This window comes from Parafrankia sp. EAN1pec (assembly GCF_000018005.1).
GTDB lineage: Bacteria > Actinomycetota > Actinomycetes > Frankiales > Frankiaceae > Parafrankia > Parafrankia soli.
The window spans coordinates 806,416-831,313 of record NC_009921.1 but is presented as its reverse complement, the minus strand read 5'-3'; the positions used below and the strand labels follow the sequence as shown (position 1 = coordinate 831,313).

Here is a 24,898-nt window from a genome sequence, read left to right as displayed (position 1 = left end):
GGAGCCGAAATGCTGGAGGCAGCATGCCCATCCGACCGCCCTGCCCATGCTGCGGTCAACCAGGAGGACGTGGTGAGGAAGAAAACGCGCATCCGCCGGTTCTCACTCGTGATCGGCGGCGCCCTGGCGCTCGTCGTCGCGCTTCCGACGATTGCGCTCGCGGCACCCCCGGCCGCGCTGCCCGGAAACGCCGACACCATGGAACAGACGTACCAGCCGGCCTACGACTACGACACCGACGGGTGTTACCCGACGCCCGCCATCGGGGCGAACGGAGCCGTCAACGGCGGGCTCAACCCGTCCGGCGCGCTCAACGGCGGCTGCCACGACCTGGCCGACCTCAACAACACGAACGGCTACGCCCGCTACAAGTGCAACAACGGCTGGTGCGCGATTCTGTACGGCCTCTACTTCGAGAAGGACCAGGCGACGATCGGCGGCCACCGGCACGACTGGGAGCATGTCGTGGTCTGGGTGCAGAACAACCAGGCTCAGTACGTCTCCGCCTCGGCCCACGGCAGCTTCAACGTCTACCCCCGCAGCCAGGTCCGCTGGGATGGCAACCACCCGAAGATCGTCTACCACAAGGACGGCGTCGGCACCCACGACTTCCGTCTCGCCAACTCGGGCGACGAGCCGCCGGAGAACGAGCTCCACACCTGGCGCTACCCGACTCTGGTCGGTTGGAACGGCTATCCGGCCGGCGTCCGTGACACGCTGAGCGCGGCCGACTTCGGCAGCGCGGTCTTCGGTCTCAAGGACGGCAACTTCAACTACCACCTCGAGCGCGCGATGCCTGCGGGCATCTCCTTCGACCCGAACGCCTGACGGCGCGGGCTCCGGCTTCGCCGCGGCGAGTGGGCGGGGTGGTCACCCCGCCCGCTCGTCCCGGCCGCCAGGCCCCGCACGGCAAATCCCCACGCGGAGCAGACCTCGCGCGTCCAGACCCCGTCACCGGGCGGGGAGCCGGTCCCGACTTCCCACCGGCCGGCGCACGGGACCGCCATCCACCTGACAACCTGCGATGATTGTGAAGTGCGGCCGCAGTCGCGCTGACGACAGCTTTTCACCGGGCACAGGCATTGCCAGCCGACCGGAAAAGCCTACGATCATTAATTGTCGCGTGGAGGGGCCGATGGCCGACCAGACAGTGATCGGCAAAACAGGACGGGTGACGGGAAAGATAGCCCCGGGCATGGTCGGTGAGGTCATGCTCGCGGTACGGGGCGGCTCCGAGGCATTCCACGCTTATGCGGCCGACGACGGGGTGACCTTCGCCGTCGGCTCGCGCGTTCTCGTCGTCGAGTATTTCCCTCCTCGCACCGTGCTGGTGATCAGGCTGTGACCGCGGTCGGGGCCGCCCGCCGGTCAGCGGTGCCCCGGCGCGTCAGCCGCTGCGACCCGCAGCGGGCCGGCTGACGCCCGTTGACCAAATCTCCCGTGGGGTGAAGCGGAGGCAACATGATGATCATCCTCATCTCGGTCGCGGTCGGCGCCGTGCTGGCCGTCGCGTTGTTCAAACTGATGTGGCGGGTGGCCGAACCGAACGAGGCACTCATCATCTCCGGGATGCGGGCGTACAAGGACCCGAACGACGCCGTGGCCGAGAGCCTGGGATTCAAGATAGTCACCGGAAAGGGCGTGCTGGTACCGCCGGGCGTGCAGACCGTCCGTCGGATGTCCCTGGATCTGCGGGCCGCCCAGCTCGGCATCGAATGCGTCACCCAGCAGGGAATCCCGGTCGGTGTCCGGGGTGTGGTCATCTTCAAGGTCGGTGACGACTACGCGTCCATCGCGAATGCCGCCCGCCGGTTCCTCGACCAGCAGGACAAGATGGACACCCGGGTGCACAACGTTTTCGCCGGCCATCTGCGCGCCATCGTCGGCCAGCTGACCGTCGAGGACCTCATCCGGGACCGGGAGAAGCTGACGCAGCTGACCCGGGCGAGCTCCGGAACCGAGATGGAGAAGCTCGGCCTGATCGTCGACTCGCTGCAGGTGCAGGAGATCGACGACCCGACCGGCTACATCCGCAACCTCGGGCGCCCGCACGTGGCCACCGTCGCCGCGCAGGCCAGGATCGCCGAGGCGGAGGCCGACCGGGAGGCCACCGAGCAGGAGCAGATCGCCATGGCGCTCAAGGCGGAGGCGAACCGGAACAGCTCGATCAAACAGTCCGGGTTCCAGGCTGAGGTCGACGAGGCCTCGGCCCGCGCCACCCAGGCCGGCCCGCTGGCCGAGGCCACCGCGCACCAGCAGGTCGTCGTCGAGCAGACCAAGGTGGCCCAGCTCGAGGCCGAGCTGGAGGAGCAGCGTCTGCAGGTGTCCGTGCGCAAGCCGGCCGACGCCCGCGCCTACGAGCAGACCACGCTCGCCCGCGCCACCCGTGACGCCCAGATCAGCTCGGCCGAGGCGGCCGCCCGCCAGATCGAGCTGGCCGCCGCCGCGGACGCCACCCGGGTCCGGACGGAGGCGGACGCCCGGGCGCAGCAGGTGCGGGTCCTGGCGACCGCCGAGGCGGCCTCGACCCGCGCGATCGGCGACGCGGACGCCCACGCCAAGCGGGCCGTCGGTTCGGCCGAGGGTGACGCGATGCGGGCCCGCGGCCTGGCCGAGGCCGAGGCGATCAAGGCCCGCGCCGACGCGCTCGCCGTCAACCAGGACGCCGTCATCGGCCAGCAGCTCGCCGAGCAGTGGCCGGCCATCGTCGAGGCCGCGGCCAAGCCGTTCGGCGCGGTCGACCAGCTGATCGTCCTCAACGGCGCGGCCGGCCTGGGCGAGGTGCTGACCCAGGCGCTGTCGCAGGGCGCGGCGGGCCTGCAACTGGCCCGTTCCCTGCTCTCCAGCGGCACGCCGGGCTCCACCCCGGCCGCGCCCACCGCGCCCACCGCACCCGGCGCACCGGCGCCTGGTGCACCCGCGAACGGCACGGCCAAGCCTGCGGACAGGTAGGCATCTGAATCCCGCGACGCCCGACCATCACAACCACCCATCGATGATCTACGCCGGGGACGGCGGCGAGGCGTGCGTCTGCGAGCTGACCGAACCACTCGGGCTGAGCCAGCCGACGGTCAGCCACCACCTGAAGATCCTCGTTGACGCCGGCCTCGTCACCAGGGAGAAGCGGGGCGTGTGGGCCTACTACCGCACCGTGCCCGACGCCCTCGCCGCACTGGCCGCCGCGTTCACCACGCGCCGTTGACCTCAACTCACGTCCAGCCGAGCCTCACCGCCGTGAGCCACGTGGGCGGCCGAGCACGGGACGGCACCATTGTGCCGGCACAATGGTGCCGGCGGATCGAGCGCGCCCCGATGGGCACCAGGCTGCGCGGACTACGCACGGCCGCCCGAAAAGCCTGGCCACGACGCCACTAGCCTCCGGCTTTCACGGCGATGATCGTCTGTTGGGGTGTCGGAAATAGGAAAGTGCTCCTGAACTGGGAGGATCGGGCTTGTCTAGGACCTGATCCGTTCCAATCCAAGGAGCACCTTCATGGTGCAGAGTACCGGTGTTTACCCCTCTGTCCGCATCGACGCCGCCGGGCGGGGTGTCGTGTCGGCGGCGGGCAGCGTGCTGCTGACCGAGACGGTCCGCGTCAGCGGGCTGGGTCGGTTGCTGTCCGACGCGCTCGCGCCGTGGCGGTCACCGCTGGCGACCCATGACCCGGCGAAGGTACTGACCGATCTGGCCGTGGCGCTGGCGTTGGGCGGGGACTGCCTGGCCGACATCGCCCAGCTACGCGCGGAGCCGGAGTTGTTCGGGCTGGTGGCCTCGGACCCGACGGTGTCACGCACGATCGACCGGCTCGCCGGCGACGCCGAGAAGGTCCTGACGGCACTCGACCGGGCCCGCGCGGCAGCGCGGGGCCAGGTATGGGCGGCGGCCGGGGAACACGCCCCCGACCACACGGTGTCGGTGCACGACCCGCTGATCGTGGATCTCGACGCGACACTGGTCACCGCCCATTCCGAGAAACAAGACGCGGCGCCGACATTCAAACGCGGCTTCGGGTTCCACCCGTTGTGGGCGTTCATCGACCACGGCCAGGCCGGCACCGGGGAACCCGCGACGGTCCTGCTGCGCCCCGGTAACGCCGGGTCGAACACCGCCGCCGACCACATCACCGTCGCCACCGGCGCCCTCGCCCAGCTCCCGGCCCGGCTACGCCGCTCCCGCAAGGTACTGATCCGCGCCGACTCCGCCGGTGGGACCCACGCCTTCCTCGCCTGGGCGCACCAGCGCAGGCTGGCCTACTCGGTCGGGTTCACCCTGCCCGACAACGCCGCCCAGCTGATCGGCGAGATCCCCGCGAAGGCGTGGACACCGGCCTACGACGCCGACCGCCAGCCCCGGCCCGGCGCGTTCGTCGCCGAACTGTCCGGGCTGATGGACCTGACCGGCTGGCCACCGGGCATGCGTGTCCTCGTCCGCAAGGAACGCCCGCACCCCGGCGCGCAGCTGCGTGTCACCGACGTCGACGGCAACCGGATCACCGCGTTCGCGACCAACGCCGCCCGCGGGCAGCTCGCCGACCTCGAACTACGCCACCGCCGCCGGGCCCGCTGCGAGGACCGTATCCGAACCGCCAAGGACACCGGTCTGACCAACCTGCCGCTGCACGACTTCACCCAGAACCAGATCTGGTGCGCCCTTGTCGCACTCGCTCTCGATCTGATCGCCTGGACCCAGATGCTCGCCCTCGCCGGCCAGCCCGCGCGACGCTGGGAACCGAAACGGCTACGCCACCGCCTGTTCTGGCTCGCAGGCCGGCTCGCCCACCACGCCCGCCGCAGCACCCTGCACCTGCCCCCGCACCACCCCTGGGCCCCCCTCGCCCTCCAGGCGATCACCACACTGCGCGCACTGCCCGCCCCCGGATAGCCCGCGACCACAGACCTCCCACCCCACCGACCAGAAGGAACCCCACCCGGACGTGGACCGGGCGCCCACCCCGCGCGACAGCCGGGGCACTCCGCCACGGTCACACCCGGACCGAGCGGCAAAACTCAACATCAACAGAGTGGGAGGCCAGCCCGCGATCGCACCTGGCCAAGGCGCGAAAGATCTGGGCTAGCAGGACACGGGCCCGATCTCAAGAATCACCGGCCGGCCATGGCCTCATTTCCTCCGGCAATTGCACTTGTTACCGAGTGGTAGCTAACTATCTCCATCTGCTCCCTGATCTCCGTCCACCAGGTGCTCCTGGGTGTGCCGGACGAGATCTCGGCAGCGGTTCCAAGGAGGTGTCCGTGACACTCGACCGTTCCCGAGTCCGTCTCCGAAACCGATTAGGGCGCCGCGCATGGCTGCTGAACCTTCCGGCCGTGCTGAGCGCGGGGCTCGTCGCCGGCGTCGTCGGCCTCGTCGGCGGCGCGCCCGCTTCGGCGGCGGCCCAGCCCGGGCCGCTGCCCGTCCTCTACAACTTCCCCGCGGCCGCCCTCATCTCGCTGGCGAACCCGAACGCCGACCCGCCCGGCGCCAACGACTTCTCCTGCCGGCCCAGCGCCACGCATCCACTGCCGGTCGTGCTGGTCCACGGAACCCTCGCCAACAAGACCAACGAGTGGCAGGCGGTCGCGCCGTTGCTGAAGAACGACGGGTACTGCGTCTTCGCGCCGAACCTCGGCGGAGACACGCCGACGTCGTTCCTCCAGGCGACCAGGCCCATCGAGGAGATCGCGGCCCAGCTCGGGGTGTTCGTCGACCAGGTGCTGGCCACGACCGGCGCGGCCAAGGTCGACATCGTCGGGCATTCCCTCGGCGGCATGCTCCCCCGCTACTACATCAACAATCTCGGCGGCGACACGAAGGTGAACTCGCTGATCGGGCTCTCGCCGTCGAACCACGGCACGACTCTGCTCGGGCTCGCCAAGCTCGGCGAGGCCATCGGTGTGACCGGGCCGATCGAGTCCTTCTGCGCGTCCTGCATCCAGCAGATCGCCGGTTCGCCGTTCCTCACCGCACTGAACGCCAACGGCGGCCTCCGGCCCGGTGTGCGTTACACGGTGATCCAGACCAGGTATGACGAAATCGTCACGCCGTACACGTCCGCATTCCTGTCCGGGCCCAACGTCCGCAACATCACCCTGCAGGACGCCTGCATTCTCGACGGCGTGGACCACACCGCCATCGCCAACGACCGGGTCGCCCTGCGGCATGTGCAGAACGCGCTCGATCCGGCGCATCCCAGGCCGGCCATCTGCGTTCCGGTTCTGCCGACCATCGGCGGCTGAGCCGAGCCGGGGCCGGCGGGCAGCGGGTGCCGCACCGCCCGCCATCAGCTGCCCGCCGGCACGAACGCGGGTGAGCGAGAGGCTGTCAGTCACCCTGCCCGGCGGCGGCACGGCGCTGGCGCTTACCGAGCGGCGCCCGCGAGAGATCCTCGGCCGTGGACCGGAGGTGCTTGTAGTCGTAGCCGCGCTCGCCCAGCCAGGCTCGCGCGGCCTCCTCGGCACGCTCCGTCGCTGCCAGGATGTCCTCCTCGGCCTCACCTGAATCCAGGAACCGGAAGGTGAAGAACGGCCGGGCGGCAAGATCGTAGCTGAGGTGCCCCTCCGGGGTGAAGGCCGCGCGCAGGACGTCGTGCTCCGCCGCGTCGGCCAGAAGCTCGGCGCGCTGATCCGGGGTGAGAGCGTCGAAGGCGCCCCGGACCATGATGCGGAAGGTGCGGCTACTCATCCCGCGACTTTAGTGCCGCCGACGGCTCATCGCGGTCCCACGACGGGGGCCGGGTCCGCACGCCGTCGATGATGAGATCGAGGATCCGGGCGGCCCTCGACCCGCTCCCGGCGCCCGGCGGGATCCGCCACAGGACGCTGAGCTGCAACAGCACATCCTCCGGATCGATCTCGGGCTTGAGCGTGCCCTCGGCGGCGCCGGCTTCGAGTAGACGGCGATCGCCCCGGGGAAAGGCTCGTAGTGCTCGTTGTCGAGCCCGCCGTTGGTCATCGCGTGGATTACCTCGGCGACCCCGTACTCGAGCGGTCCGTAGCGGGCGACCTCCTCGGCTGGCAGCCCCGGCCCGCTGAGCAGACGGTCCTGGACTGCGCCCGAAGCCTCCTCGCGCACGGCGCCGCACAGTCCGACACTCGCCGGTAGCTATTCGCGCGTTGTCGCCGGAGAGGGTTTCGGTCCCCGGTCGGAGTTCGCGGCTCGAGGCTCGATCCTGTCGAGGTAACGCTCGATGAAGTCAATCGTCTCGGCGTGGAAGGTAGACAGACCAATCGTCTCCTCCATGGCGATCATCCGCGGAGTGCTGATCATGAGAAATACGAGGGCTTCCGGGGATGTTTTCTCCGCTGTTCGTCCATAATCGCTCGATCTTTCCGACACTGCGGCGAGCGCGAGTTCACGGGTCTGTTCGCCCGCCTTCGCGAGTTCGGTCCTGATCGTCTTGTGATGATTGGCGAGTGCCATGAATTCCGCCATGAGCGCCGCTCTGGTTCTGTCTCCGGCGTGCTCCCAGACGGCACGCAGGGGCGGGGACGTCTCGAGCGAGGTGGCCAGCCGGGCCAGGCTGTGCTCGATGCCGCGCCGGACCAGGGCGACGAGGAGGTCGTCAAGGGTCGGGAAGTAGTACTGGACGAGCCCGGCGGTGACGCCGGCCTGGGCGGCGACACCCCGGTAGGTCACAGCGGCGTAGCCCTGCTCGAGCATGAGGTTCTCGGCACAGTCCAGCAGCAGCGCGCGTGTCTTCGAGGTGACCGCGCCGACGCGGCGGGGTGATGTCATCGACCACCTTCCACGAGGATGCCGGATCTGACGCACGACGCTATCCGACAGTGGGCCGGCCTTCGATTTGTGACAGGTCCGGTGCGGCCTCGTCGCTCCGCGCCGTCAGCCGGTGGTCAGTTCCCGCAGGAGATCCGTCGTTCGCCGCGTTGATTCCACGCGTTCCGGCCGGTCCCGGCCGACCGGGAAAACGGCCGCCCAGATATCGGTCGCGCCGGCGTCGAGCAGGGCCTGCAGCGCCGCGCGGACCGCTTTCTCGTCGCCGACGACGGCGGCCTCGACCGGGTTGGACACGCCACCGATCTCGAGGATCCGTGCGTAGTTGGGCATCCCGGCGTAGGCCGTCGCGTACCTCACGGCGGCCGACCGGGCCTCGGCCTCGTCGTCGTGCACGGCGAGCGGCAGGCCGGCCACGATGCGCGGCTCGGGACGCCCGGCCGCGGCCGCGGCGGTGTGGATTCGAGGGGCGACGTGGGATCCGACAGCGCGGGCCGGGGCCATCCACAGCACGGTCCCGTCGGCGACCTCGCCGGCCACCCGCAGCAGCCTCGGCCCGAGCGCGGAGACCGGGGCGGCCCATCGCCGCGACGACGGACGACGCCCGGTTCGCCTGCAGCCACGGATGGCACGGGTAGGTCTGCAGAACCGCGGTTCCCAGTTCGATGGACGTGGTCTCCCGACCGGCGATCGCCATCGCGACGAGGGGGTCGCCCGCCACCTCGCTGGCGTACCACAGGGAGGTGAAACCGTCGCGTTCCGCCTGCTTGGCCTGATGGACGATCGCGTCCACCGATGTCCCGCCGCCGGTCAGGCCGATCCGCATCGCACTCTCCTCTTTTGCTTTACGATCATATAATCGACTGGTGTAACCGTGCGGTGGCAGGATTCCCTGCTCGCGGCATCGCTTCCAGGGCCGCCGGCGTACCCGGCGCTCACGTGACTGCTCCACCGTTGACACCGATGACCTGGCCAGTGGTGTAGCTGGCCTCCTCCGAGCACAGGAAGGCACACATCGCGGCGATGTCGGCGCCGGTGCCGAGCCGACCGGCCGGGATCGCCTGTGCCAGCGATTCGCTGTCCGGCACATGCCTGGCGTGCTGCGCGGCACGCAACATGGGAGTGTCGATCGTGAACGGCGCGACCGTGTTGACCGTGATCCCTCTGGCCGCGTATTCGAGGGCCACAGTCCTGGTCAGCGCGATCACTCCGCCTTTCGACGCCGAGTAGTGCGCCTGGTGCCGGGAGCCGATCTGGCCCGCCGCCGACGAGATGGTGACGACGCGGCCCCAGCCCGCCGCGGTCATGTCGCCGATGGCCGACTGCAGGCAGTTGAACGTCCCCGTGAGGTTGATCGCGATGGCGCGGGACCAGTCGTCGGGGGCAAGTGCCTCGAACGGCACGAACTCGGCGACGGCGGCGCTGGTGACGAGGATCCCGATCGGCCCGAGCTCGTCCCTTACCAGACCGAACGCCCTGTCGACCGCGGCGCGGTCCGACACGTCGACCTGGGCCGCGATTGCGACGACCCCCTGGCGCGAAGATCCGCGGCCGCCGTCTCCGCGGCGTCGCCATTTAGGTCGAGCACCCCCACCTGCCGACCCTGGCGGCCGAGGTGCTCGCAGACGGACAAGCCGAGGCCCGACGCACCGCCGGTCACGACAGCGACCCGACTCACGTGTTCCTCCTTGTTCGTACGCAGCGTCCGGATGGACCCCCGCCAGGTTTCTACACAAACGTATAGTACGGCGCTATACATCTGTATTAGACCAGTTCGAGGAGATGCGGCGAACAGGAGATAACCCCACGACGACCCGTGCGACGGCGGAAAAGACCGCGATCCGTACCACCGCACACAAGCAGTCGATCCCGAAGGATTGACTGCCTATTTGGCGCGCGCGTGAAGGAGCAGGGATGAGCGACTGGAAGACAATCGACTACTTCACGGACGAGTCACTCGTCGCGGATCCCTACCCGTACTTCGACGAGCTCCGCGAGGCGGGCCCGGTGTTGCCGCTGCCTCATCTCGGGATGGTTGCCGTGACCGGCTACGAGGAGGCCAGCCAGGTCTACCGTGAGGCGGAGACGTTCTCCTCGTGCAGCTCGGTGGTCGGTCCGTTCGCTACGTTCCCGGTCCCGCTCGAGGGAGACGACGTGAGCGAGATCATCGACAGGTACCGCACCCGGCTGCCGATGTTCGAGCACATGGTCACGATGGACCCGCCGGACCACACCCGGGAGCGGGCGTTGCTGATGCGCCTGCTGACACCGAGACGGCTCAAAGAGAACGAGAGGTTCATCTCGCGCCAGGCGGACCGGCAGCTGGACGAATTCATCGACCGAGGTACCTGCGAGTTCGTCCGGGAGTACGCCCAGCCCTTCACCATGACCGGACCACTGACATCCGGCTGTCCGAAGAGCACCACGGGCCGGCGGGTGCCCGGCGTTTCACCTACGACCCCACCTGGCTCATGCGCGGCCTGACCGAGCTGCACCTGGAGCTCACCCCGGTACCGGGCGCCGGGTGACCAACCGCCACCGGAGTGTCCGATCCGGTCGATGAGTCGGTGAACGCGCACCGGTCAGATCACGGGGAGGTACAGGGTCTGGAGCAGGGTGCGGTCGCCGTCGAAGCCGTGGGCCAGAGCTGCCGCGACGTCCTCGTGCGGAGTGCCCAACCGGATCGCGCTGATCTCGTCGAGACGTCGACAGTGCTGTTCGTCGAGTTCCAGCTCGAGCGAGCGCAGGTACTGCTCGAGGTGGGACAGCGTGCGAGGCCCGACGATCGGGATCAGCGCGGTCCGGGCCGACACGGCCCGGCGACGCAGCCAGGCCAGCGAGACCTGGACCGCGGTGCTGCCGATCTCGTCGGCGACGGCCAACACCCCGTCGACGACGGCGCTCTGCTGAACGGTGCGCTCGACGGCGTCGCCGCGAACGCTCAACCGGCCTTTCCCACCCTGCCGGTACTTGCCGCTGAGCAGACCTCCGGCCAGCGGCGAGTACAGGAACACTCCCAGGCCATGGGCCTGCACCATCGGTAGCAGTTCCCGCTCGGCGGAGCGTTCGGCCAGGCTGTACTCGGTCTGGATGCCGACCAGCGGGGCGAGTCCGCGCAGGTCCGCCCGGACCACGGCGCCGGCGACCCGCCAGGCCGGAAAGTTGGACAGCCCGCCGTACCGGATCTTCCCGGCGCGGCTCAGGTCGTCGAACCCGGCCAGGATCTCGTCGATCGGGGTGGTTCCGTCGGGGAAGTGCGGCATGAAGACGTCGACGTAGTCCGTGTTCAGCCGCCGCAGGCTGGCCTCCAGGGAGCGAATCATGATCTTTCGGCTGTTGCCGGTCGTGCCGGGGCGGGGCTGGTCCCGCCTCGTCCCGCCGTACTTGGTGATCACGACGAAGTCGTCCCGGCGACTGCCGAGCAGCTCACCGAGCACGGTCTCGGCCTGTCCGTCCTGGTAGAGGTTGGACGTGTCGAACGTCGTACCGCCGGCGGCGACGAAGGCGTCGAAGATCTGCCGCGAGGTGTCCCGACCGGCGCTGGTGTCGGCCGTGCCGAAGTTCGCGGTCCCGAGCGCGTACTCCGAGACCCGCAGGCCGGTGTGCCGTCCGAAGGTCAGGTAGCGCATGAGGACTCCCGGAGGGTGTGGTGCGAGGTAGGCTGCCCGTGCCGTACCAAGTAAAACGAGGGGTCGTTCTTTTTATGCCGAGGGTAGGGCAGGCGCACCTCGACGCCCGGCGGCAACAGATCCTGGATGCCGCCCGCGCCCGCTTCGCCAGCCACGGTTTCGCTCGGACCTCGATGGCCGACGTCGTCGCGGAGTCAGGGCTCTCCACAGGGGCGATCTACCGGTACTTCACCAGCAAGGACGAGATCGTCATCGCTGTCTGCGAGCAGGCGAGCAACGCCCTTCCGGCGGCGCTGACCATCGAGGCCGTGAGCGGTTTCCTCGAGCACGTGAGAACGTTGGCGCGGGAGACAGGCCACGCACGGCTGGTAGCCCAGATCTACGCCGAGGCGGCGGTGTCCCCGGCGCTCGCGTCGATCGTCCAGCGACAGCTCTCCACGATGCGCGCGGCGGTCGCCGAGCTGGTACCCGACCGCCAACCCGACGATGCCGGACAGATCGCCGAAGCCTTCGTGGCCGTCTGCAGCAGTTACAGCCAGCAACTCGCCGTCCGCGGCGACCTGGACCCCGCACCCTTCACCTCGGCCTTGATGGCGATCATCAAGGGGTAGCCGAGGTCGCCTAAGCGGTCGTGGGAGGGTCGACGTCAACGGACGCAGCCACCCCTGGGTTGCTGGGATGGCCCGTTCCATCCGGGCCCAGGCGTCGCCGGATGACGGGTCCCGGCCCGCTCACAGGCTTCTCCTCGTCGCGAGCGTTCAGGCCCGCAGGCCGAGGACGGGTGCGTAGTCGCGGCGGCGGCTCGGTCGGGTGAGGATCTCGACGCTGTCGACTGCCTGGTCGATGGCGCCGGGGAGCTGGCCGAGCGGGCCGTCGGGTCGGTTCCCTAGTCGGGCGAGGAGGGCTCGTAGCCGCGGGTCGCGGATCGCGTCGGTCAACGCACGGGTCAGGCGCTGCGCGCCGAGTACGTGGATGTCCCGGGTGTGAAAGCGGCGCGGCGCGGGGTCGACGGGCTCAGCCAGACCAAGTCGGTTCGTGGCAGCGGCGAGATCACTGGCCGCGGCGCACAGCGCCGCTTCGCGTTCCTGCCACCGCGTCGCGCCGAGCGCGTGGCGTAGGTGCCGACCGACCTGGTCCGCGAGGGTCGACCGCGCGAACGCGGTCATCAGCCATTTGCTGTACGGGGCCCAGCGACGTTCGACGAGGAATCCGATCCGGACGAGGTCGCGGGCAATCCGAGCAGCGATTATTCGCGAGCCGAGGTCATCGCCCCGGGCACCGGCGCGACCGACGAATGCTTCTTCCTGGCTGATCCGCAGCCAGCCGGCTGCCAGGACATAGCGCCAGATGTCGTCGGGGTACCAGGCCAGCGCCCGACGCCGCGCGGTAAGCAGACCGAGCGGGTCGTGCAGGACCACGCCGCCCGTGAGGCTGGCCAGGATCTGGGTCGGGGCCAGCAGCCAGTCCACCAGCTCCATTCCGTCGGCGGGGTCGGCGCCGAGCCGGTCGACGACGAACGCCCGCGCGGTGGTCACCTCCACCTGGTGGTGCGGCCGGCCGTCGTGTCGGTCGCTGTCGGGATAGACCACCGGGAAACCCTCGAACCAGGCCGGCAGCCGCTCCAGAGCGATGTCGATCGGCGTGGTGTCGAGATCCGGCAGGACGAACAGCTGCACTCGGGGACCGAAGTCGTGGTCCGCGGAGACCTCGTCGTCGAAGCCGAGTACCTCGGAACCCTCACCGAGCAACGCCGCAGCGTGAGGCACGCCCTGGACCAGCGGCCGAACCGCCTGCTCGTAAAACCGCCGAGAAAGATCGAGACCGAACACGGTTCCGAGAGCTCCTCGCGGCATCCTGTCATGAACCAGACGACGCCATGATCCCACCGACCCCACCACACATCGCGCCCGTGGGGGTCCGGGGGCTCGGCCCCCGGGCAGACATGACAAAGCCCTCAGACGGCGCAGCAAGCACCGCTGAGGGCGAGTGGACCTAACGCACCACAATAAGAACCGCTGGATCTTGGTTGTCGGCCCTGAGATCACTGTCCGACCGGTGGCTACTCGGGCCCTGACCAGGGACGATGCCCAGTTACCGCGCTGACCGCGGCATCGCCCACCGAGTCGAACGCGCGTTCCTTCTACTGGGCGGTCCCGGGCACCTCAGCCCGTCTGTCGACAGTCACCTCCGCAGACCGGCCGAGGCTCCCCGTCGGTCTATCGTCGCCTGTGGTCGGCTGTGGAACGTGAGGGCAAACTCACGGTCGGCGCGGCTGGTCGAGTTGGCTGGCGATAAGTGGGAACTCTGCTTTCAAGAGCGTCAGTAGTTGCTGTTGAATTTCCCGCAGAGCGGTCGTGGCAATTCGCCAGACAATTGACCAGTCGACCTCGAAGTATGCGTGATGGCGATGTTGCGGAACCCTGTGACGGACCGCCACGGCAGGTCGGGCCAGCGCCCGCGGATCTCGGGGGAGACTCGTCCGGCCGCCTCACCGATCACCAGGAGTTTCTGGAGAACGGCGCTCTGGATCAGATCGCTTTCCAGGAAGGCGGCCTCGTCGACATCCTGGACGAACGCCGCCGCGGCGACCGCGGCCTCGATCATGTCGACAAGGTAGAGCTCATCACGCCGCATAAAGGACCCGTGCCTCCGCGAGCACCCGGTCGCGGATGACCCACTTCAACCGGGACTTGGGCACCAGGTCGACGTGACGACCGACGATCTTCTCAAGATCGTCTCGAAGGTCGACGATCTCGAAGCCAAGAGTCGAGTCGGGCGCCAGCACGTACAGCAGATCGACGTCCGATTCGTCGGTGTCGTCGCCACGAGCCACCGAACCGAAGACGGACAGTTCGGCGACACCGTAGCGCCGACACACCTCTGCGATCCGGCTGTCACGAAGATCGACGGTCACATCGCCATTATCGCCGCCAGACAGCCACGACCGCCCGGCTCAGGTCATGCCTCGCCGGACACAGGCAACCTGCACCTGGCCCAGGCCTTGGCGGATCACGGGTCCAGGCCCGGAGGCCCAGGACGGGCGCGTACTCGCGGCGGCGGCTCGGTCTGGTGAAAATCTCGACGCTGTCGATGGCCTGGTCGATCGCGCCGGGCAGATGGCCGAGCGAGCGGACCGTCAGGTCGGTAGCCGAGGCGGGCGAGGTGGGCTCTCGGGTAGCACCAGACGTCGTCGGGGTACCAGGGCAGTCCTTGCTGCTGCTACGTCGGCGCGCCCGGTTTTTCGCCAGCCACCGGGCCGGGCCGGCCAGCGGCTCTGACGCGCTTCCGGTGGCGATGGTCGGCGACAGCCCGCTGATCTTCAAGCGTTGAGGCGAATGTGGCGTAGCTGGACGGCGAGTTGGTGTCCATGTCGCACGAGTCGCCCTGCCGTGTCAGGACCGAGCGTGAACCCGGCGTGGCTTGCGATGTCATCCGCCACGGCGGAGAGCGACAGGGATTCGGTAGGGAGATGGCGGGCGAACTCAGGGGCTCGCAGGACGTCGAGGGCATGGTCGAGCTGGCGGGCGCTGTAACTGCGGGACGTTTCCCCGCGCCGGTGGATACGGCGGATCATCGTCGTGCGGTCGGCAAGAAGCGTGACGTGAGCGACACGGTGTCCGGCGTTACGGGCCGGGGCCGTCAGTTCGGCGAGCGGGCCGGCGTCGAGGATGGTCATCGGCACGATCACCGGGTCCTCGAGACCTTGGAGAGCGAGGTGGAGCATCTCGCTGACCGCCCGGCGCCACAGGGGAACGTCGCGGAAGTCCCTGCGGCGGGGCTTCGGGAGCATCCGACGCATCGCGAAGCCGAGATGCTCGGGGTCGCTGATGAAGCTTCCAGGCAGTCTGCGGTGCAGATTGTGGGCGACCTGGGTTTTCCCGACGGCGTTCGGACCGTTGATCCAGATGAGGGTCGGCACCGGCCGAAGAATAGTCAGGTTCAGCCAGACCAACATCGCCCACCACACACCACGGCGGACGCCCGCGGTTGACGAGCGCCCCCGGGGCCCGACCAGCCTGTGGTCCTCATGCAGTGGCAGTCTCCACGTACCGTCGCGAGCGCAGGCCGCCGATCCCCAGGACGTCGTCGCGTAGCCGCCGCACACGGTCAATCTCGTCGGCGGTGCACTGGATCTCAAAGCGATAGATAACGAACCGCATTCACCCAGGTCAGAAGCATGACCGGAGAATGGGCGGAGATAAGGGCACCCGAACACGGCAGGTCGAGCAGAGCTCGACACCAGGAGCTCGGGGGTCGCCCCCCGGAAAACATCGCGGCCCGCCGCGAAGCTGACCAAAAGTCAGCGAGCACGACGGGCCGGCTCGTGGAGGTGAGGGGACTCGAACCCCTGGCCTCCTCCGTGCGAGGGAGGCGCTCTACCAGGCTGAGCTACACCCCCTGGAAGCAACTGAAGCTTACAGCACGCCGGATGGGAGTGGGTGGGCGCCCTCGCTGGCCGGCTGGCGATCCGTCTGGCGGACGATCCGGCCGCCGTCCCAGCCAGCCGGATCAGCCTGAACCAGCGGCCACGGCGTGCTGGGCAGGACGGCGAAGACCGGTGGGCTCGCCGCGTCGGGGATCTCGTCGAGCTCGGCGGCGAGCCCGGCGACCAGCAGCATGTTCTCGAACAACGACGCCGCCTCGGCCGTCCTGAGCAGCCCGGCCTCGTGGCCGCGCCAGCCGCGGCTGCGCGCGCCGTCGAGGACTATCTCCGCGTCCGGTTCCGCGGCGCCGTCCTCGCCGTCCGCCACGAAGACGAGGCGGCCCTGGGCGGGAACGGTGCCGTCGCGCAGCGGGCGGCGCTCCCACAGTTCCAGGGACTCCTCGGGCGCCCAGTTCTCGTCCCGCAGCGGTGTCTGCCAGGCCGCTCGGCCGGGCCGGTAGACCGCGAGCCGGACGCGGACGCCACGGCAGCGGAAATGCAGGCCCGTGCCGTCGGCCGCGACGGCTCTCACGTCCACGGGAATGGCGCTGCTCGCCGGGCACATGACGAATCCCCGGTCCCGCAGCCGGGCGAGCCAAGATTCGAACATCAAGACCGGATCTCTCCTCCTGCCGCGGGCTGTCCCCGCCGGCGCCTCGCCCCGGCTGGCCCACGTCTCGCCGGCGTTCCGGAGCCCGCCCAGGGGCGCGGACGGGCGCGCGACGGGCAGGGCGGAAGGAGACACCGACGGCGCGACACCGGGACGCACCGATGAACGAACACGGAAGGACACATCGCCGGAGTGCGAGCGCGGGCATCGGCCCGCGGTGAGCTCCGGGAGGTTGGCACGTGATCACGTGCCCCGCGTGGACTCAGGCCGCTGGCCGGCCAGGCGGGAGGAACGTGATCCGGAGGCCCCTCACGCCCTGGCCCGCCGGGTGGAACCGGATCGGGCGACGCCAGGCGGTCGTTCGAGGTTCGGGCGCGGCGTCAGTGGGCGCGAGGGCAGGGACAACACCGCGGACAGGCAGCCAGGGCCCCGGCACGCCGACAAGCGGCAGCGGGGGTGGTCTGCGAGCGGAGTGTCACGAGGCCATTATGCACGCGGACCGGGCCCCCGGCCGGACGCGACCCGGCCCGTCAGCGCCCGCCGACGCCCGGCGGCGCCAGCTCGCCGCGGGCCATCACCGCCGGCCTGGACGTCTCCGGTTCCGGCGGCCGATCAGCCGCCGGAACCTGTAGCCGGAGTCACCCACACGGCGGTGGTGGTCAGCTGCCGACGGCGTGCCGCCGGAGCAGGGTCTCGAGCTCGTCCGGTGCCTGGGCGCCGGCCGCCGGCCCGGTCGCCTCGGTCGCCGCGACCGCCTCGCCCTGGCCCGCGGTCGCCGCGGCGGGCGGAATCAGGCCGCCGTGCGTTCCGGGCGGGTTGACCTGGACGCGTCCGGGACGCGAGGTGTTCGGCCGCGCCCCGGGGCGCGGGACGGGACGGGACGCGCCGCCGGAGCGGGGTGCCGCGGGCCCGGCGGCGCCACCGTAGCCGCGCGCGACCTGGTCGCCGGCCTCGTACCCGGCCTGCTCGGCGTACCCGGCCTGCTCCGTGTACCCGGCCTGCTCGGCGTAGCCCGCCGCCTCGGCGTAGCCCGCCTGCCCGGCGTGAGCGGCGTAACCGGCAGCCTCGCCGTAGCCAGCCGCCTCGCCGTAGCCGGCCTGCTCCGCGTACCCGGCCTCCTCGGCGTAGCCGGCCTGCTGCTCGTACCCGGCCTCCTCGGCGTGAACGGCCTGCTGGGCGTACTCGACGTACCCGGCCTGGTACTCGACGTGCCCCGGGTACTCGGTGTACTCGGCCTGGACGGCGTACTGGGCGTACTCGGTCCGCGCGGCGTCACCGGCGGGCGCCGGGTAGGCCACCGCGGCGTCGTAGCCCAGCTGCTCCGCGTTGGCGTACTCGACGTACTCGACGTCACCGGAGGCGTCGCGGCGGGCCGTGTACTCGGCGTACTCGAGCTGGTGGCCGGGGTGGGCGCCCTCTGCCGCCGGCGACGAGGACGCTGCCGCGTCCGCCTCGTGGGCGTCGTAAGCGTCGTGGGCGTCGCCGGGGTGGTACTCGCCGGGGTGGGCCGGGTCGTCGCCCTCCGCCTCGTCGTCGCCCGCGCCGCCACGGTGGCCATCGGCCCCGCCCGTGGCGTGCGCCTGGTCGGCGACGGAGCCGAGGTCGACGGTCTCGGCCCGCGCGTGCGCGAGGTCGTCGGCGGTGAGGGTCTCGTCCGGGCCGCCGACGGAGAGCCGCACCGGGGAGTACTCGGTGCCGCGTGCCGCGCCGCCCGCCCAGGAGGCGGAGCCCGGGGCGTGCTCCCGCGCGCCGCCGCTCCAGCCGCGGATGCCTCCGTGGGCGCGGACGGCGCGCTCGGCGGCGATCCGCCGGTCGAGCGCGGCCCGTGAGCGCACCAGCCGGCGGTGCGCCTGCGCGGACCGGCGCAGGTGCAGTACATACCCGGCGGCGACGACGTCGACCGCGAGGTGGACGATCATCCACATGCCGCCGAGCGTGGCTGCGAGGATGACGCTGATCGGCAGCGCGGTGAGCAGGACGAAGAGCCGCTGCCGCCGCTGCCGGACGAGCGCCGTGCGATCGGCCTGCGCTGCGCGGACCGCCCGGTCGGCGGGGACACGACGCGGCACACCCGAGGTCGGCCCGAACAGCCGCGGAGGCGCATCAACGTCCCCCGGCGTGCCCGGCGCTCCCGCCGAGCGGCCGTCCGCGAAGTCATCCATCCCGTCGAGGTCCATCCCGTCGGCGTGTTCCAGGCCGTGGACGCCGTCCGTCCCGTCAACGCCGTCGAGGTGCTCGAGCCCGTCCAGGTGCTCGAGGTCGTCCATGGGGTCGAGGTCGTCCATGGGGTCGAGGTCGTCGGCCAGGTCCGTGCGGGGGTGCGCGTCCGTGCCGGTGCCCGCGGGAAATGCCGCCGCACCGGAAGTCTCCGGAGCGGTCGGGGCGGCCGCGGAATTCACCCCGGCCCGGGTATCCGCCGGGTCGGCCGCGCCGAGCTGCCCCGTGCCGGGACCTTCGCCGGAGCGCGATCGCGCCATCCCTGCCGCCTCCTGTGCCACCGCCGGCGAGCCCTCGGACGGGGCCCGCGTCAGCGGGCCCGTGCCGGCGCGCGGTGAGCCGCGCCGCGAGAGCACCCGCATGGCGGTGGAGAAGCGGTCCGCGGACCGCTGTTCCACCGCCGAATCATGGTGACGCAGCCACATGGGGATGAGCACGAAGCCCCATACGGCAACGATCGCCAGCCAGATGAGCGCACTCACGCGGTCACGCTCCGCAATGTTCCTGGGACGTCGTTCGGCGACCTGACGCCGTTCGGCCGACGCGAGCCGTTCGCGATGCCGGCGGGGCCGGCTGGGCATCCCTCAGGGCGGCCGGGGCGAGAGGACCTGGTCCCTGCCCGCCCGCCGCGAGCCGGGCGCGGATCGGACGCGCCAGGCGCGGTATGCGCGAGCGAGCAGACCATCTGGACGCCTCTTCTCGATGTCGTCGTTTACGATTCCGTGCTCGACGCTAGTGAGCGGAATGCGCGCGGTCACCGACCGGAAACCCGCGTGTCGCACTCGTCGGCGAGGTTCACCAGGTGGCCGTCCACTGTCAATCCAAGGTGATACCGATGTGGGCTGGGTGATACTCCCCCCGTCCGGGTGGGCAGGTCACACTACGAGCACCCAACGTAACGCCGAGCAGGTTGAGCGACGACCCAAGCGGCCCGAGTGGGCCACGGCGAGCACCAGCGGCACCGCGCGGGCACGCCGAAGGCGACCCGAACGGCACGCGTAGGACGTCCGAAGAGGTCGCGTAGGACGTCCGAACGGACCGCGAACCGCCCCCTGAAGAGGGGCCTGGGCGACGCCGGAAACCCCGCTAACGGGCACTGGACAAAGAGACCACCGGCACCGACGACGCCGGGGCGAAAGCCTGTGCCGTAAGCCTGTTCAGGAGGAGGGCGAACGGGTGCGGCTCCAGCGGGCCAGCAATCCCCCGGGGACGTCCTCGGTCGTCAGTGCATAGCCGATATGGTCGCGGTACCGGCCGTCGATCGCGAGAAATCTGCGGTGCAGGCCCTCCTCGCGGAAGCCCAGCTTCACCAGCATCCGGCGGCTGGCCGCGTTCTCCGGGCGGACGTTGGCCTCCAGCCGGTGCAGCCCGACCGGGCCGAAACAGTGGTCGGTGACCATCGCCAGCGCCGTCGGGGCGATACCGCGGCCGGCGTGCGCGCCGTCCACCCAGTAGCCGACCTGGCCGTTGTTGAACGCCCCGCGCACGATCGTTGACACTGTGAGCTGCCCCACCAACCGTCCGTCGACGGCGATGGCGAACGGGAGCGCCGCGCCCACCCGGGCCTGTGCCCGCAGCCGCTGGAGCATCTGCGTGTAGACGCCGATGGTCTGGCGCTCGTTCCAGGTGGCCCGCACCGACGCCGAGCCCGGCGAGGTGGCCTCCCACGGAGCGAGCCAGTCGGCGTTGCGCGTGCGGACCTCGACCCAGGTCGGGGCGTCACGCAGGCGCATGGGCCGGACGACGACGTCATCGTGGCGCAGGGTGACCGGCCAGCCAGGCGCTCTCACGCCGGTGTGCCCCCGGTGGACGCGGGCGGGTGGGGCGCCGTACCCGACGGGCCGCCGGAGTGGTCGGTGCCGCCTCGCAGCTGCGCGATCGCGTGCGCGACGACCGGGGCGAGGACCGCGGCGCCGTCGCGCACTCCCCCGGTCGAGCCGGGCAGGTTCACGACCAGGGTCGTTCCGATGGTGCCGACGAGGCCACGGGAGAGGACCGCGGTGGGCACCTTGAGCCGCCCGGCCGCCCGCAGCGCCTCGGCCAGCCCGGGCACCTCTCGGTCAAGCAGGTCCCTTGTGGCCTCCGGTGTGACGTCCCGCGGCCCGAGACCGGTTCCCCCGGTGGTCACCACCAGGTCGATCCCGGCGTCGACGGCCGCGCGCAGGGCCGCGGTTATCTCCACCCGCTCGTCCGGGACCACGACCGGCGCGGGCACGTCGAAGCCCATCCCGACCAGGGCGTCGACCAGCAGCGGGCCCGAGCGGTCGGGATAGGCGCCGCGGTGAGCGCGGTCGGACACCGTCACGACCCGCGCCCGAGCCCCTGCCGGCAGCCCGGAGGCGCCACTCACGACGGTCCGGCCCCGTCTCGCGGCACCCCAGCCCCGTCTCCCGGCGGCCCGGCGCCGTCGCGGTGCCAGTCCCCGGACTTCCCGCCGGTCTTGGCGACGACCCGGACCTCGGTCAGCTCGGCCAGCGGGTCGACCGCCTTCACCATGTCGTGCAGCGTCAGCCCCGCGACCGCGACCGCGGTCAGCGCCTCCATCTCCACCCCGGTCCGGTCGGCGGTGCGCACCGTTGCGGTGATCTCCACCCCGTGGTCGACCACGGTCAGCTCCACCTTGACCCCGGAGACGGCGATCGGGTGGCAGAGCGGGATCAGGTCCGGGGTGCGCTTGGCGCCCATGATCCCGGCGATGCGGGCCACGGCGAGCGCGTCCCCCTTGGGCACCCCCGCGCCGCGCAGCAGCTCGACGACGTCCGGTGAGGTGCGCAGGCAGCCGGCGGCGGTCGCCGTGCGCGCCGTGACCTCCTTGGCCGAGACGTCGACCATCCGCGCCGCGCCCCGGTCGTCGACGTGGGTGAACCGCCCGGGACCGGTCACCCGCGGGCCTCACCGAACGGGCCGGCCCACTCGGGCTCGGGCAGCAGCACCGCGGGAAGCTTCGTGCCTGCGGGCACCTCGGTGACCTCCTCGGGGACGACGAGCAGCGCGTGGGCCGAGGCCAGCCCGGACATCTGGTGGGCGCCCTGCCCCCCGGCGGACGTCGCGACCAGCTCCCCGGTGTCGTCACGTTCGAGACGGACCCGGGGAAAGGTACGCCTTCCGGCCGCGGACTGCATAGTCTCGCTCACCCGGACGGTGACGGTGCCGGTGGCCGGCTGCCGCCAGCTCGCGCCCCCCGGGCCCGCCGGCAGGCCGCGCATCCGCCGCAGCGCCGGCCGGACGAACAGCTCAAACGACACCAGGGCGCTCACCGGGTTACCCGGAAGGGTGAAGACGGGCACGCCACCGACGACACCGAAGCCCTGCGGCTTGCCGGGCTGCATGGCGATGCGCTCGAACCGGATCTCGTCGGACTTGCTCAGGACCTGCTTGACGACGTCCCTCGCGCCGACACTGATCCCGCCGGTGGTGATCACGACGTCGTTGCTGCGCAGCAGCTCGTCGAAGGTCGCGCCGAACTCGTCGGGGTCGTCCGACACCCCGTCGACCCGGCGGACGAGCGCCCCCGCCTCGTGCACCGCGGCGGCGATGGCGTGGCTGTTCGAGTCGACGATCTGGCCCGGCCCGAGCGGGGTGCCGACCTCGACAAGCTCGCTGCCGGTGGACAGAACCGCCACCCGCGGACGCGGGTGGACCGCCGGCCGGGCGACGTTGACGGCCGCCAGCAGGCCGATCTGCGCGGCGCCGAGCACGGTGCCCGCGGCGAGCACGAGGTTGCCGGGCGCGATGTCCTCCCCGGCACGGCGGATGTGCAGCCCGCGGCGCGGCGCCTGGTTGATCCGGACCGTCTCGATGCCGCCGTCCGTCCACTCGAGCTGGACGATCGTGTCGGCGCCCTTCGGGAGCGGGGCACCGGTCATGATCCGTACGACGGTGCCCGGGGCGAGTGGCGCGGGTGACACCGGGCCGGCCATGATCTCGCCGGCCACGGGGAGCGTCACAGGGTTGTCCTCGCTGGCCTCGGCGACGTCCGCGGCGCGGGCGGCGTAGCCGTCCATCGCGGAGTTGTCGAAGCCCGGGACGGCCACCGTCGCCCGCACGTGCGCCGCGAGCACGCAGCCGTGCGCCTCGCGCAGCGCCGTCCGCCGCGGCGACATGGGGTGGATTGCGGCCATAATGTCCGATGCGTGCTGGTCTACCGTTTTCACAGGCACCCGTCCCGTTCTTTACACTTCTGTTCAGGCCGTATAGCCTTCGTGTCAGCGGTGTGCCGGGCAGCAGGCCATGACGGCCGGCGAGTGAGCTCTCGACAGCCGTTGACCCGCGGGCGGTTCTTCGTCTGACGTGGCGACTTCAGGGCCAACATGTCAGGAGCCTGGACATTTCCGCGCGAAGACGCGCGCCCAGTCTGCCCGAAGGTGCCGATGCGCCCAAGCAAGGGCCCCGGGAAATTCCTGATCTGTCCTTCGCCGCGCAGGCCTGGTCACTTTTCGTCAGCGCGGCACGTCACCGGCGGACAAGGTGCGCTCCATCAGGAGCATCGTCCAGGAGCACCGTCGGTTGAGCCCGCTCGGAGCGCCCCGTCAGGTAAGCCCGTCGGCGTCCGCCCTCGGGACAGGCAGGCCCACGGCCACCGCGGCCGCGGGCGAGCCCGCCCCGCCGGTCAGCATTCGGCCTTGGGACCGCCGGACGCCACGTACTCCTCCAGCCACGGGTAGAACTCCGGGCCGAGGTCCGGCCGCTCGCAGGCGAGCCGGACGACCGCCTTGAGGTAGTCGACCCGGTCACCGGTGTCATAACGGCGCCCGGTGAACACGACGCCGTGCACCGGAATCTCCGCGCCCGGATCGGCGCCGGCCCGCTCCGCCAGCGTCCGCAGCGCGTCGGTCAGCTGGATCTCGTCCCCCCGGCCGGGCGGCGTGGCCCGCAGGACGTCGAAGATCTCCGCAGGCAGCACGTAGCGCCCGATGACAGCCAGGTTGCTGGGCGCCTCGTCCACCGGCGGCTTCTCGACCAGGTCGGTGATGCGCACCGTCCGGTAGCGCCCGCCGGACCCGCCCGCCGAGACCCGCTCCACCGAAGCCGCCGAGACCGCCGAGACCGCCGAGGCGGGAGCAGCCGAGGCGGGAGCAGCGGCCGTCGGAGCGATCGTCGCCACGCCGTACATGGAGACGGCCTCCTCGGGCACCTCCATCAGCGCGACGACCGCCCCGCCGTGCCGCTCCTGGACGGCGAGCATCTCGACCAGCAGCGGGTCACGCTCGTCGATGAGATCGTCCCCGAGCAGGACCGCGAACGGCTCGTCGCCCACGTGCGCGGAGGCGCACAGAACGGCGTGACCGAGCCCCCGCGGCGAGGGCTGACGGACGGAGTGGACCTCGGCCAGCTCGGCGGAGGCCCGGACGCGTTCGAGGCGAACCTTGTCGCCCTTGCGCTCAAGCGCGGCCTCGACATCCCCCTCCCGGTCGAAGTGGTCCTCGATGGCCTTCTTGGTGCGGCTCGTCACGAGCAGCACATCACGCAGGCCCGCGCGGGAGGCCTCTTCGACGACGTATTCGATGGCCGGCCTGTCGACGACAGGTAGCATCTCCTTCGGAACCGACTTCGTCGCGGGCAGGAACCGGGTCCCCAGACCCGCGGCGGGAATGACCGCCTTCGTCACTGGCATGGGCGAAACCTTAGTCGGGCGGGCATCCCCAGGGCACGACGGCGTACACACACAGGGCATTCACAACTAGTGATCATCCGTGTTGGCCGTGAACCCACATCCGCGTGAGGCATCGGGCCATCGTGGTCCCCGGCGGCACGGCGCACCCGACAGCCCCGCTCCGCTCACGGCGGGCCGCGCCCGGCCAAGACCCTCCGGGACCGACCGTCCGCACCCGGTAAGTCACGCTCACCGACCTGTCGGGCGGGCCCGGCGGGTCCGCAGCGGGCAGATCTCCACGTGCGGGTCGATCACGGTACCGTGAGGCCTTCGCCAGCGGGATGTCGTGCCGGTGTCGTCTTTCGGATCACCATCGGCCGCATGGACAGCACGCCGGCGCGGAAAGCTCGAGGAGTCGGGTGGCGGGCCCAGCGCCCAGGTCACCGGGCCCGAGTGCGCTGAGGGTGGGGATGGCTGTGACCGGAGGTACCGTCACCGGCAGTGGCGTGGTGGGCCGGTCCGGCTCCGAACGGGATCCCGTGGGGCCGGCCGGGTCGGCGGCCGCCGGCCTGGAGATCACCGGCTCCGCGGCCGGCTCCGGAACCGCAGCCGGCCCAGGTTCCGCAGCCGGCCCAGGTTCCGCAGCCGGCCCAGGTTCCGCAGCCGGCCCAGGTTCCGCAGCCGGCTCGGGTTCCGG

The 24,898-nt window shown here is 70.9% G+C and carries 22 protein-coding genes, 1 tRNA gene and 3 pseudogenes; 8 read left to right on the top strand and 18 right to left on the bottom strand.

Going from position 1 to position 24,898, the window contains the following annotated elements:
- Window positions 1-72: 72 nt before the first annotated feature.
- From FRANEAN1_RS03465 to FRANEAN1_RS03440, 6 genes are all read left to right on the top strand, one after another.
- Entirely contained in the window at window positions 73-828 is a 756-nt protein-coding gene (locus FRANEAN1_RS03465) for an NPP1 family protein (RefSeq protein ID WP_041253656.1), read from the top strand.
- 307 nt (window positions 829-1,135) lie between these two features.
- Window positions 1,136-1,345: a hypothetical protein gene (locus tag FRANEAN1_RS03460; protein WP_020458364.1), complete on the top strand. Its 210-nt coding sequence runs from the start codon at window positions 1,136-1,138 to the stop codon at window positions 1,343-1,345.
- Window positions 1,346-1,461: 116 nt separating this feature from the next.
- Window positions 1,462-2,952, top strand: a complete 1,491-nt coding sequence (locus tag FRANEAN1_RS03455) for a flotillin family protein (RefSeq protein WP_020458363.1) — start codon at window positions 1,462-1,464, stop codon at window positions 2,950-2,952.
- Window positions 2,909-3,202, top strand: a complete 294-nt coding sequence (locus tag FRANEAN1_RS03450) for a metalloregulator ArsR/SmtB family transcription factor (RefSeq protein WP_083788153.1) — start codon at window positions 2,909-2,911, stop codon at window positions 3,200-3,202. The genes FRANEAN1_RS03455 and FRANEAN1_RS03450 overlap by 44 nt, the downstream gene beginning before the upstream one ends.
- A gap of 291 nt (window positions 3,203-3,493) precedes the next feature.
- Window positions 3,494-4,882 carry an IS1380-like element ISFsp14 family transposase gene (locus FRANEAN1_RS03445; RefSeq protein WP_020458361.1) on the top strand — a complete coding sequence of 463 codons (1,389 nt, stop codon included), beginning with the start codon at window positions 3,494-3,496 and terminating at the stop codon, window positions 4,880-4,882.
- A 443-nt stretch (window positions 4,883-5,325) separates the two neighbouring features.
- Window positions 5,326-6,234 carry an alpha/beta fold hydrolase gene (locus FRANEAN1_RS03440; RefSeq protein WP_020458360.1) on the top strand — a complete coding sequence of 303 codons (909 nt, stop codon included), beginning with the start codon at window positions 5,326-5,328 and terminating at the stop codon, window positions 6,232-6,234.
- Between the two features lie 85 nt (window positions 6,235-6,319).
- Here the strand turns inward: FRANEAN1_RS03440 and FRANEAN1_RS03435 are convergent, their stop codons facing one another.
- The 5 genes and pseudogenes from FRANEAN1_RS03435 to FRANEAN1_RS03415 all read right to left on the bottom strand — a co-directional run bounded on the left by FRANEAN1_RS03435 (window position 6,320) and on the right by FRANEAN1_RS03415 (window position 9,407).
- Window positions 6,320-6,679 carry a DUF6204 family protein gene (locus tag FRANEAN1_RS03435; RefSeq protein WP_020458359.1) on the bottom strand — a complete coding sequence of 120 codons (360 nt, stop codon included), beginning with the start codon at window positions 6,677-6,679 and terminating at the stop codon, window positions 6,320-6,322.
- A 420-nt stretch (window positions 6,680-7,099) separates the two neighbouring features.
- Window positions 7,100-7,732, bottom strand: a complete 633-nt coding sequence (locus FRANEAN1_RS03425) for a TetR/AcrR family transcriptional regulator (protein ID WP_020458357.1) — start codon at window positions 7,730-7,732, stop codon at window positions 7,100-7,102.
- Window positions 7,733-7,837: 105 nt separating this feature from the next.
- Window positions 7,838-8,356: an LLM class flavin-dependent oxidoreductase gene (locus tag FRANEAN1_RS03420; RefSeq protein WP_347177196.1), complete on the bottom strand. Its 519-nt coding sequence runs from the start codon at window positions 8,354-8,356 to the stop codon at window positions 7,838-7,840.
- A 51-nt stretch (window positions 8,357-8,407) separates the two neighbouring features.
- Window positions 8,408-8,555 (bottom strand): annotated as a pseudogene (locus tag FRANEAN1_RS42995) (LLM class F420-dependent oxidoreductase); the annotation flags it as partial.
- A gap of 109 nt (window positions 8,556-8,664) precedes the next feature.
- Window positions 8,665-9,407: pseudogene (locus tag FRANEAN1_RS03415) on the bottom strand (SDR family NAD(P)-dependent oxidoreductase).
- A 236-nt stretch (window positions 9,408-9,643) separates the two neighbouring features.
- Here FRANEAN1_RS03415 and FRANEAN1_RS03410 point away from each other — a divergent pair.
- Window positions 9,644-10,117 (top strand): annotated as a pseudogene (locus FRANEAN1_RS03410) (cytochrome P450); the annotation flags it as partial.
- A gap of 194 nt (window positions 10,118-10,311) precedes the next feature.
- On the opposite strand, the gene FRANEAN1_RS03405 reads toward FRANEAN1_RS03410, so the two are convergent.
- Window positions 10,312-11,358 carry an aldo/keto reductase gene (locus tag FRANEAN1_RS03405; protein WP_020458353.1) on the bottom strand — a complete coding sequence of 349 codons (1,047 nt, stop codon included), beginning with the start codon at window positions 11,356-11,358 and terminating at the stop codon, window positions 10,312-10,314.
- A gap of 74 nt (window positions 11,359-11,432) precedes the next feature.
- Between FRANEAN1_RS03405 and FRANEAN1_RS03400 the strand changes: the two genes are divergently transcribed.
- Window positions 11,433-11,969, top strand: a complete 537-nt coding sequence (locus FRANEAN1_RS03400; RefSeq protein WP_020458352.1) for a TetR/AcrR family transcriptional regulator — start codon at window positions 11,433-11,435, stop codon at window positions 11,967-11,969.
- Window positions 11,970-12,116: 147 nt separating this feature from the next.
- Here the strand turns inward: FRANEAN1_RS03400 and FRANEAN1_RS03395 are convergent, their stop codons facing one another.
- The 12 genes from FRANEAN1_RS03395 to FRANEAN1_RS03335 form a co-directional block, all read right to left on the bottom strand.
- Window positions 12,117-13,187, bottom strand: coding sequence for a DUF4037 domain-containing protein (locus FRANEAN1_RS03395; protein ID WP_020458351.1), 1,071 nt, complete (start codon window positions 13,185-13,187; stop codon window positions 12,117-12,119).
- Window positions 13,188-13,677: 490 nt separating this feature from the next.
- A complete protein-coding gene (locus tag FRANEAN1_RS03390) occupies window positions 13,678-13,962 on the bottom strand; it encodes a HepT-like ribonuclease domain-containing protein (RefSeq protein ID WP_347176971.1) in 285 nt (94 codons plus the stop codon).
- Between the two features lie 19 nt (window positions 13,963-13,981).
- Entirely contained in the window at window positions 13,982-14,272 is a 291-nt protein-coding gene (locus FRANEAN1_RS03385) for a nucleotidyltransferase (protein WP_020458349.1), read from the bottom strand.
- 405 nt (window positions 14,273-14,677) lie between these two features.
- On the bottom strand, window positions 14,678-15,313 hold the full coding sequence (locus tag FRANEAN1_RS03375; protein WP_020458347.1) for an ATP-binding protein: 636 nt from the start codon (window positions 15,311-15,313) through the stop codon (window positions 14,678-14,680).
- Window positions 15,314-15,683: 370 nt separating this feature from the next.
- Window positions 15,684-15,757: transfer RNA gene (locus FRANEAN1_RS03370), tRNA-Ala, on the bottom strand.
- A gap of 16 nt (window positions 15,758-15,773) precedes the next feature.
- Window positions 15,774-16,391: a hypothetical protein gene (locus FRANEAN1_RS03365; RefSeq protein WP_083788152.1), complete on the bottom strand. Its 618-nt coding sequence runs from the start codon at window positions 16,389-16,391 to the stop codon at window positions 15,774-15,776.
- Between the two features lie 659 nt (window positions 16,392-17,050).
- Window positions 17,051-19,090: a gephyrin-like molybdotransferase receptor GlpR gene (glpR, locus tag FRANEAN1_RS03360; protein ID WP_020458345.1), complete on the bottom strand. Its 2,040-nt coding sequence runs from the start codon at window positions 19,088-19,090 to the stop codon at window positions 17,051-17,053.
- A gap of 675 nt (window positions 19,091-19,765) precedes the next feature.
- The gene (locus FRANEAN1_RS03355) at window positions 19,766-20,398 is read right to left on the bottom strand and encodes a GNAT family protein (protein ID WP_020458344.1); all 633 of its coding nucleotides are present in this window, start codon (window positions 20,396-20,398) and stop codon (window positions 19,766-19,768) included.
- On the bottom strand, window positions 20,395-20,958 hold the full coding sequence (locus FRANEAN1_RS03350) for a MogA/MoaB family molybdenum cofactor biosynthesis protein (protein WP_020458343.1): 564 nt from the start codon (window positions 20,956-20,958) through the stop codon (window positions 20,395-20,397). Before FRANEAN1_RS03350 ends, FRANEAN1_RS03355 begins: the two co-directional genes overlap by 4 nt.
- On the bottom strand, window positions 20,955-21,491 hold the full coding sequence (gene moaC, locus FRANEAN1_RS03345) for a cyclic pyranopterin monophosphate synthase MoaC (RefSeq protein WP_020458342.1): 537 nt from the start codon (window positions 21,489-21,491) through the stop codon (window positions 20,955-20,957). The genes FRANEAN1_RS03350 and moaC overlap by 4 nt, the downstream gene beginning before the upstream one ends.
- Complete coding sequence (gene glp / locus FRANEAN1_RS03340) at window positions 21,488-22,762, bottom strand: gephyrin-like molybdotransferase Glp (RefSeq protein WP_020458341.1); 1,275 nt, start codon at window positions 22,760-22,762, stop codon at window positions 21,488-21,490. Before glp ends, moaC begins: the two co-directional genes overlap by 4 nt.
- 455 nt (window positions 22,763-23,217) lie before the next feature.
- Window positions 23,218-24,222: a UTP--glucose-1-phosphate uridylyltransferase gene (locus tag FRANEAN1_RS03335; RefSeq protein WP_020458340.1), complete on the bottom strand. Its 1,005-nt coding sequence runs from the start codon at window positions 24,220-24,222 to the stop codon at window positions 23,218-23,220.
- Window positions 24,223-24,898 lie beyond the last annotated feature (676 nt).

What these genes read in the sequence shown, in the direction of transcription:
- FRANEAN1_RS03460 (WP_020458364.1), top strand. Translation starts at nt 1,136, where the DNA reads ATGGCCGACCAGACAGTGATCGGCAAAACAGGACGGGTGACGGGAAAG.
- FRANEAN1_RS03455 (WP_020458363.1), top strand. Translation starts at nt 1,462, where the DNA reads ATGATGATCATCCTCATCTCGGTCGCGGTCGGCGCCGTGCTGGCCGTC.
- FRANEAN1_RS03445 (WP_020458361.1), top strand. Translation starts at nt 3,494, where the DNA reads ATGGTGCAGAGTACCGGTGTTTACCCCTCTGTCCGCATCGACGCCGCC.
- FRANEAN1_RS03435 (WP_020458359.1), bottom strand. Translation starts at nt 6,679, where the DNA reads ATGAGTAGCCGCACCTTCCGCATCATGGTCCGGGGCGCCTTCGACGCT.
- FRANEAN1_RS03425 (WP_020458357.1), bottom strand. Translation starts at nt 7,732, where the DNA reads ATGACATCACCCCGCCGCGTCGGCGCGGTCACCTCGAAGACACGCGCG.
- FRANEAN1_RS03405 (WP_020458353.1), bottom strand. Translation starts at nt 11,358, where the DNA reads ATGCGCTACCTGACCTTCGGACGGCACACCGGCCTGCGGGTCTCGGAG.
- FRANEAN1_RS03400 (WP_020458352.1), top strand. Translation starts at nt 11,433, where the DNA reads ATGCCGAGGGTAGGGCAGGCGCACCTCGACGCCCGGCGGCAACAGATC.
- FRANEAN1_RS03390 (WP_347176971.1), bottom strand. Translation starts at nt 13,962, where the DNA reads ATGATCGAGGCCGCGGTCGCCGCGGCGGCGTTCGTCCAGGATGTCGAC.
- FRANEAN1_RS03375 (WP_020458347.1), bottom strand. Translation starts at nt 15,313, where the DNA reads ATGTTGGTCTGGCTGAACCTGACTATTCTTCGGCCGGTGCCGACCCTC.
- FRANEAN1_RS03365 (WP_083788152.1), bottom strand. Translation starts at nt 16,391, where the DNA reads ATGTTCGAATCTTGGCTCGCCCGGCTGCGGGACCGGGGATTCGTCATG.
- FRANEAN1_RS03335 (WP_020458340.1), bottom strand. Translation starts at nt 24,222, where the DNA reads ATGCCAGTGACGAAGGCGGTCATTCCCGCCGCGGGTCTGGGGACCCGG.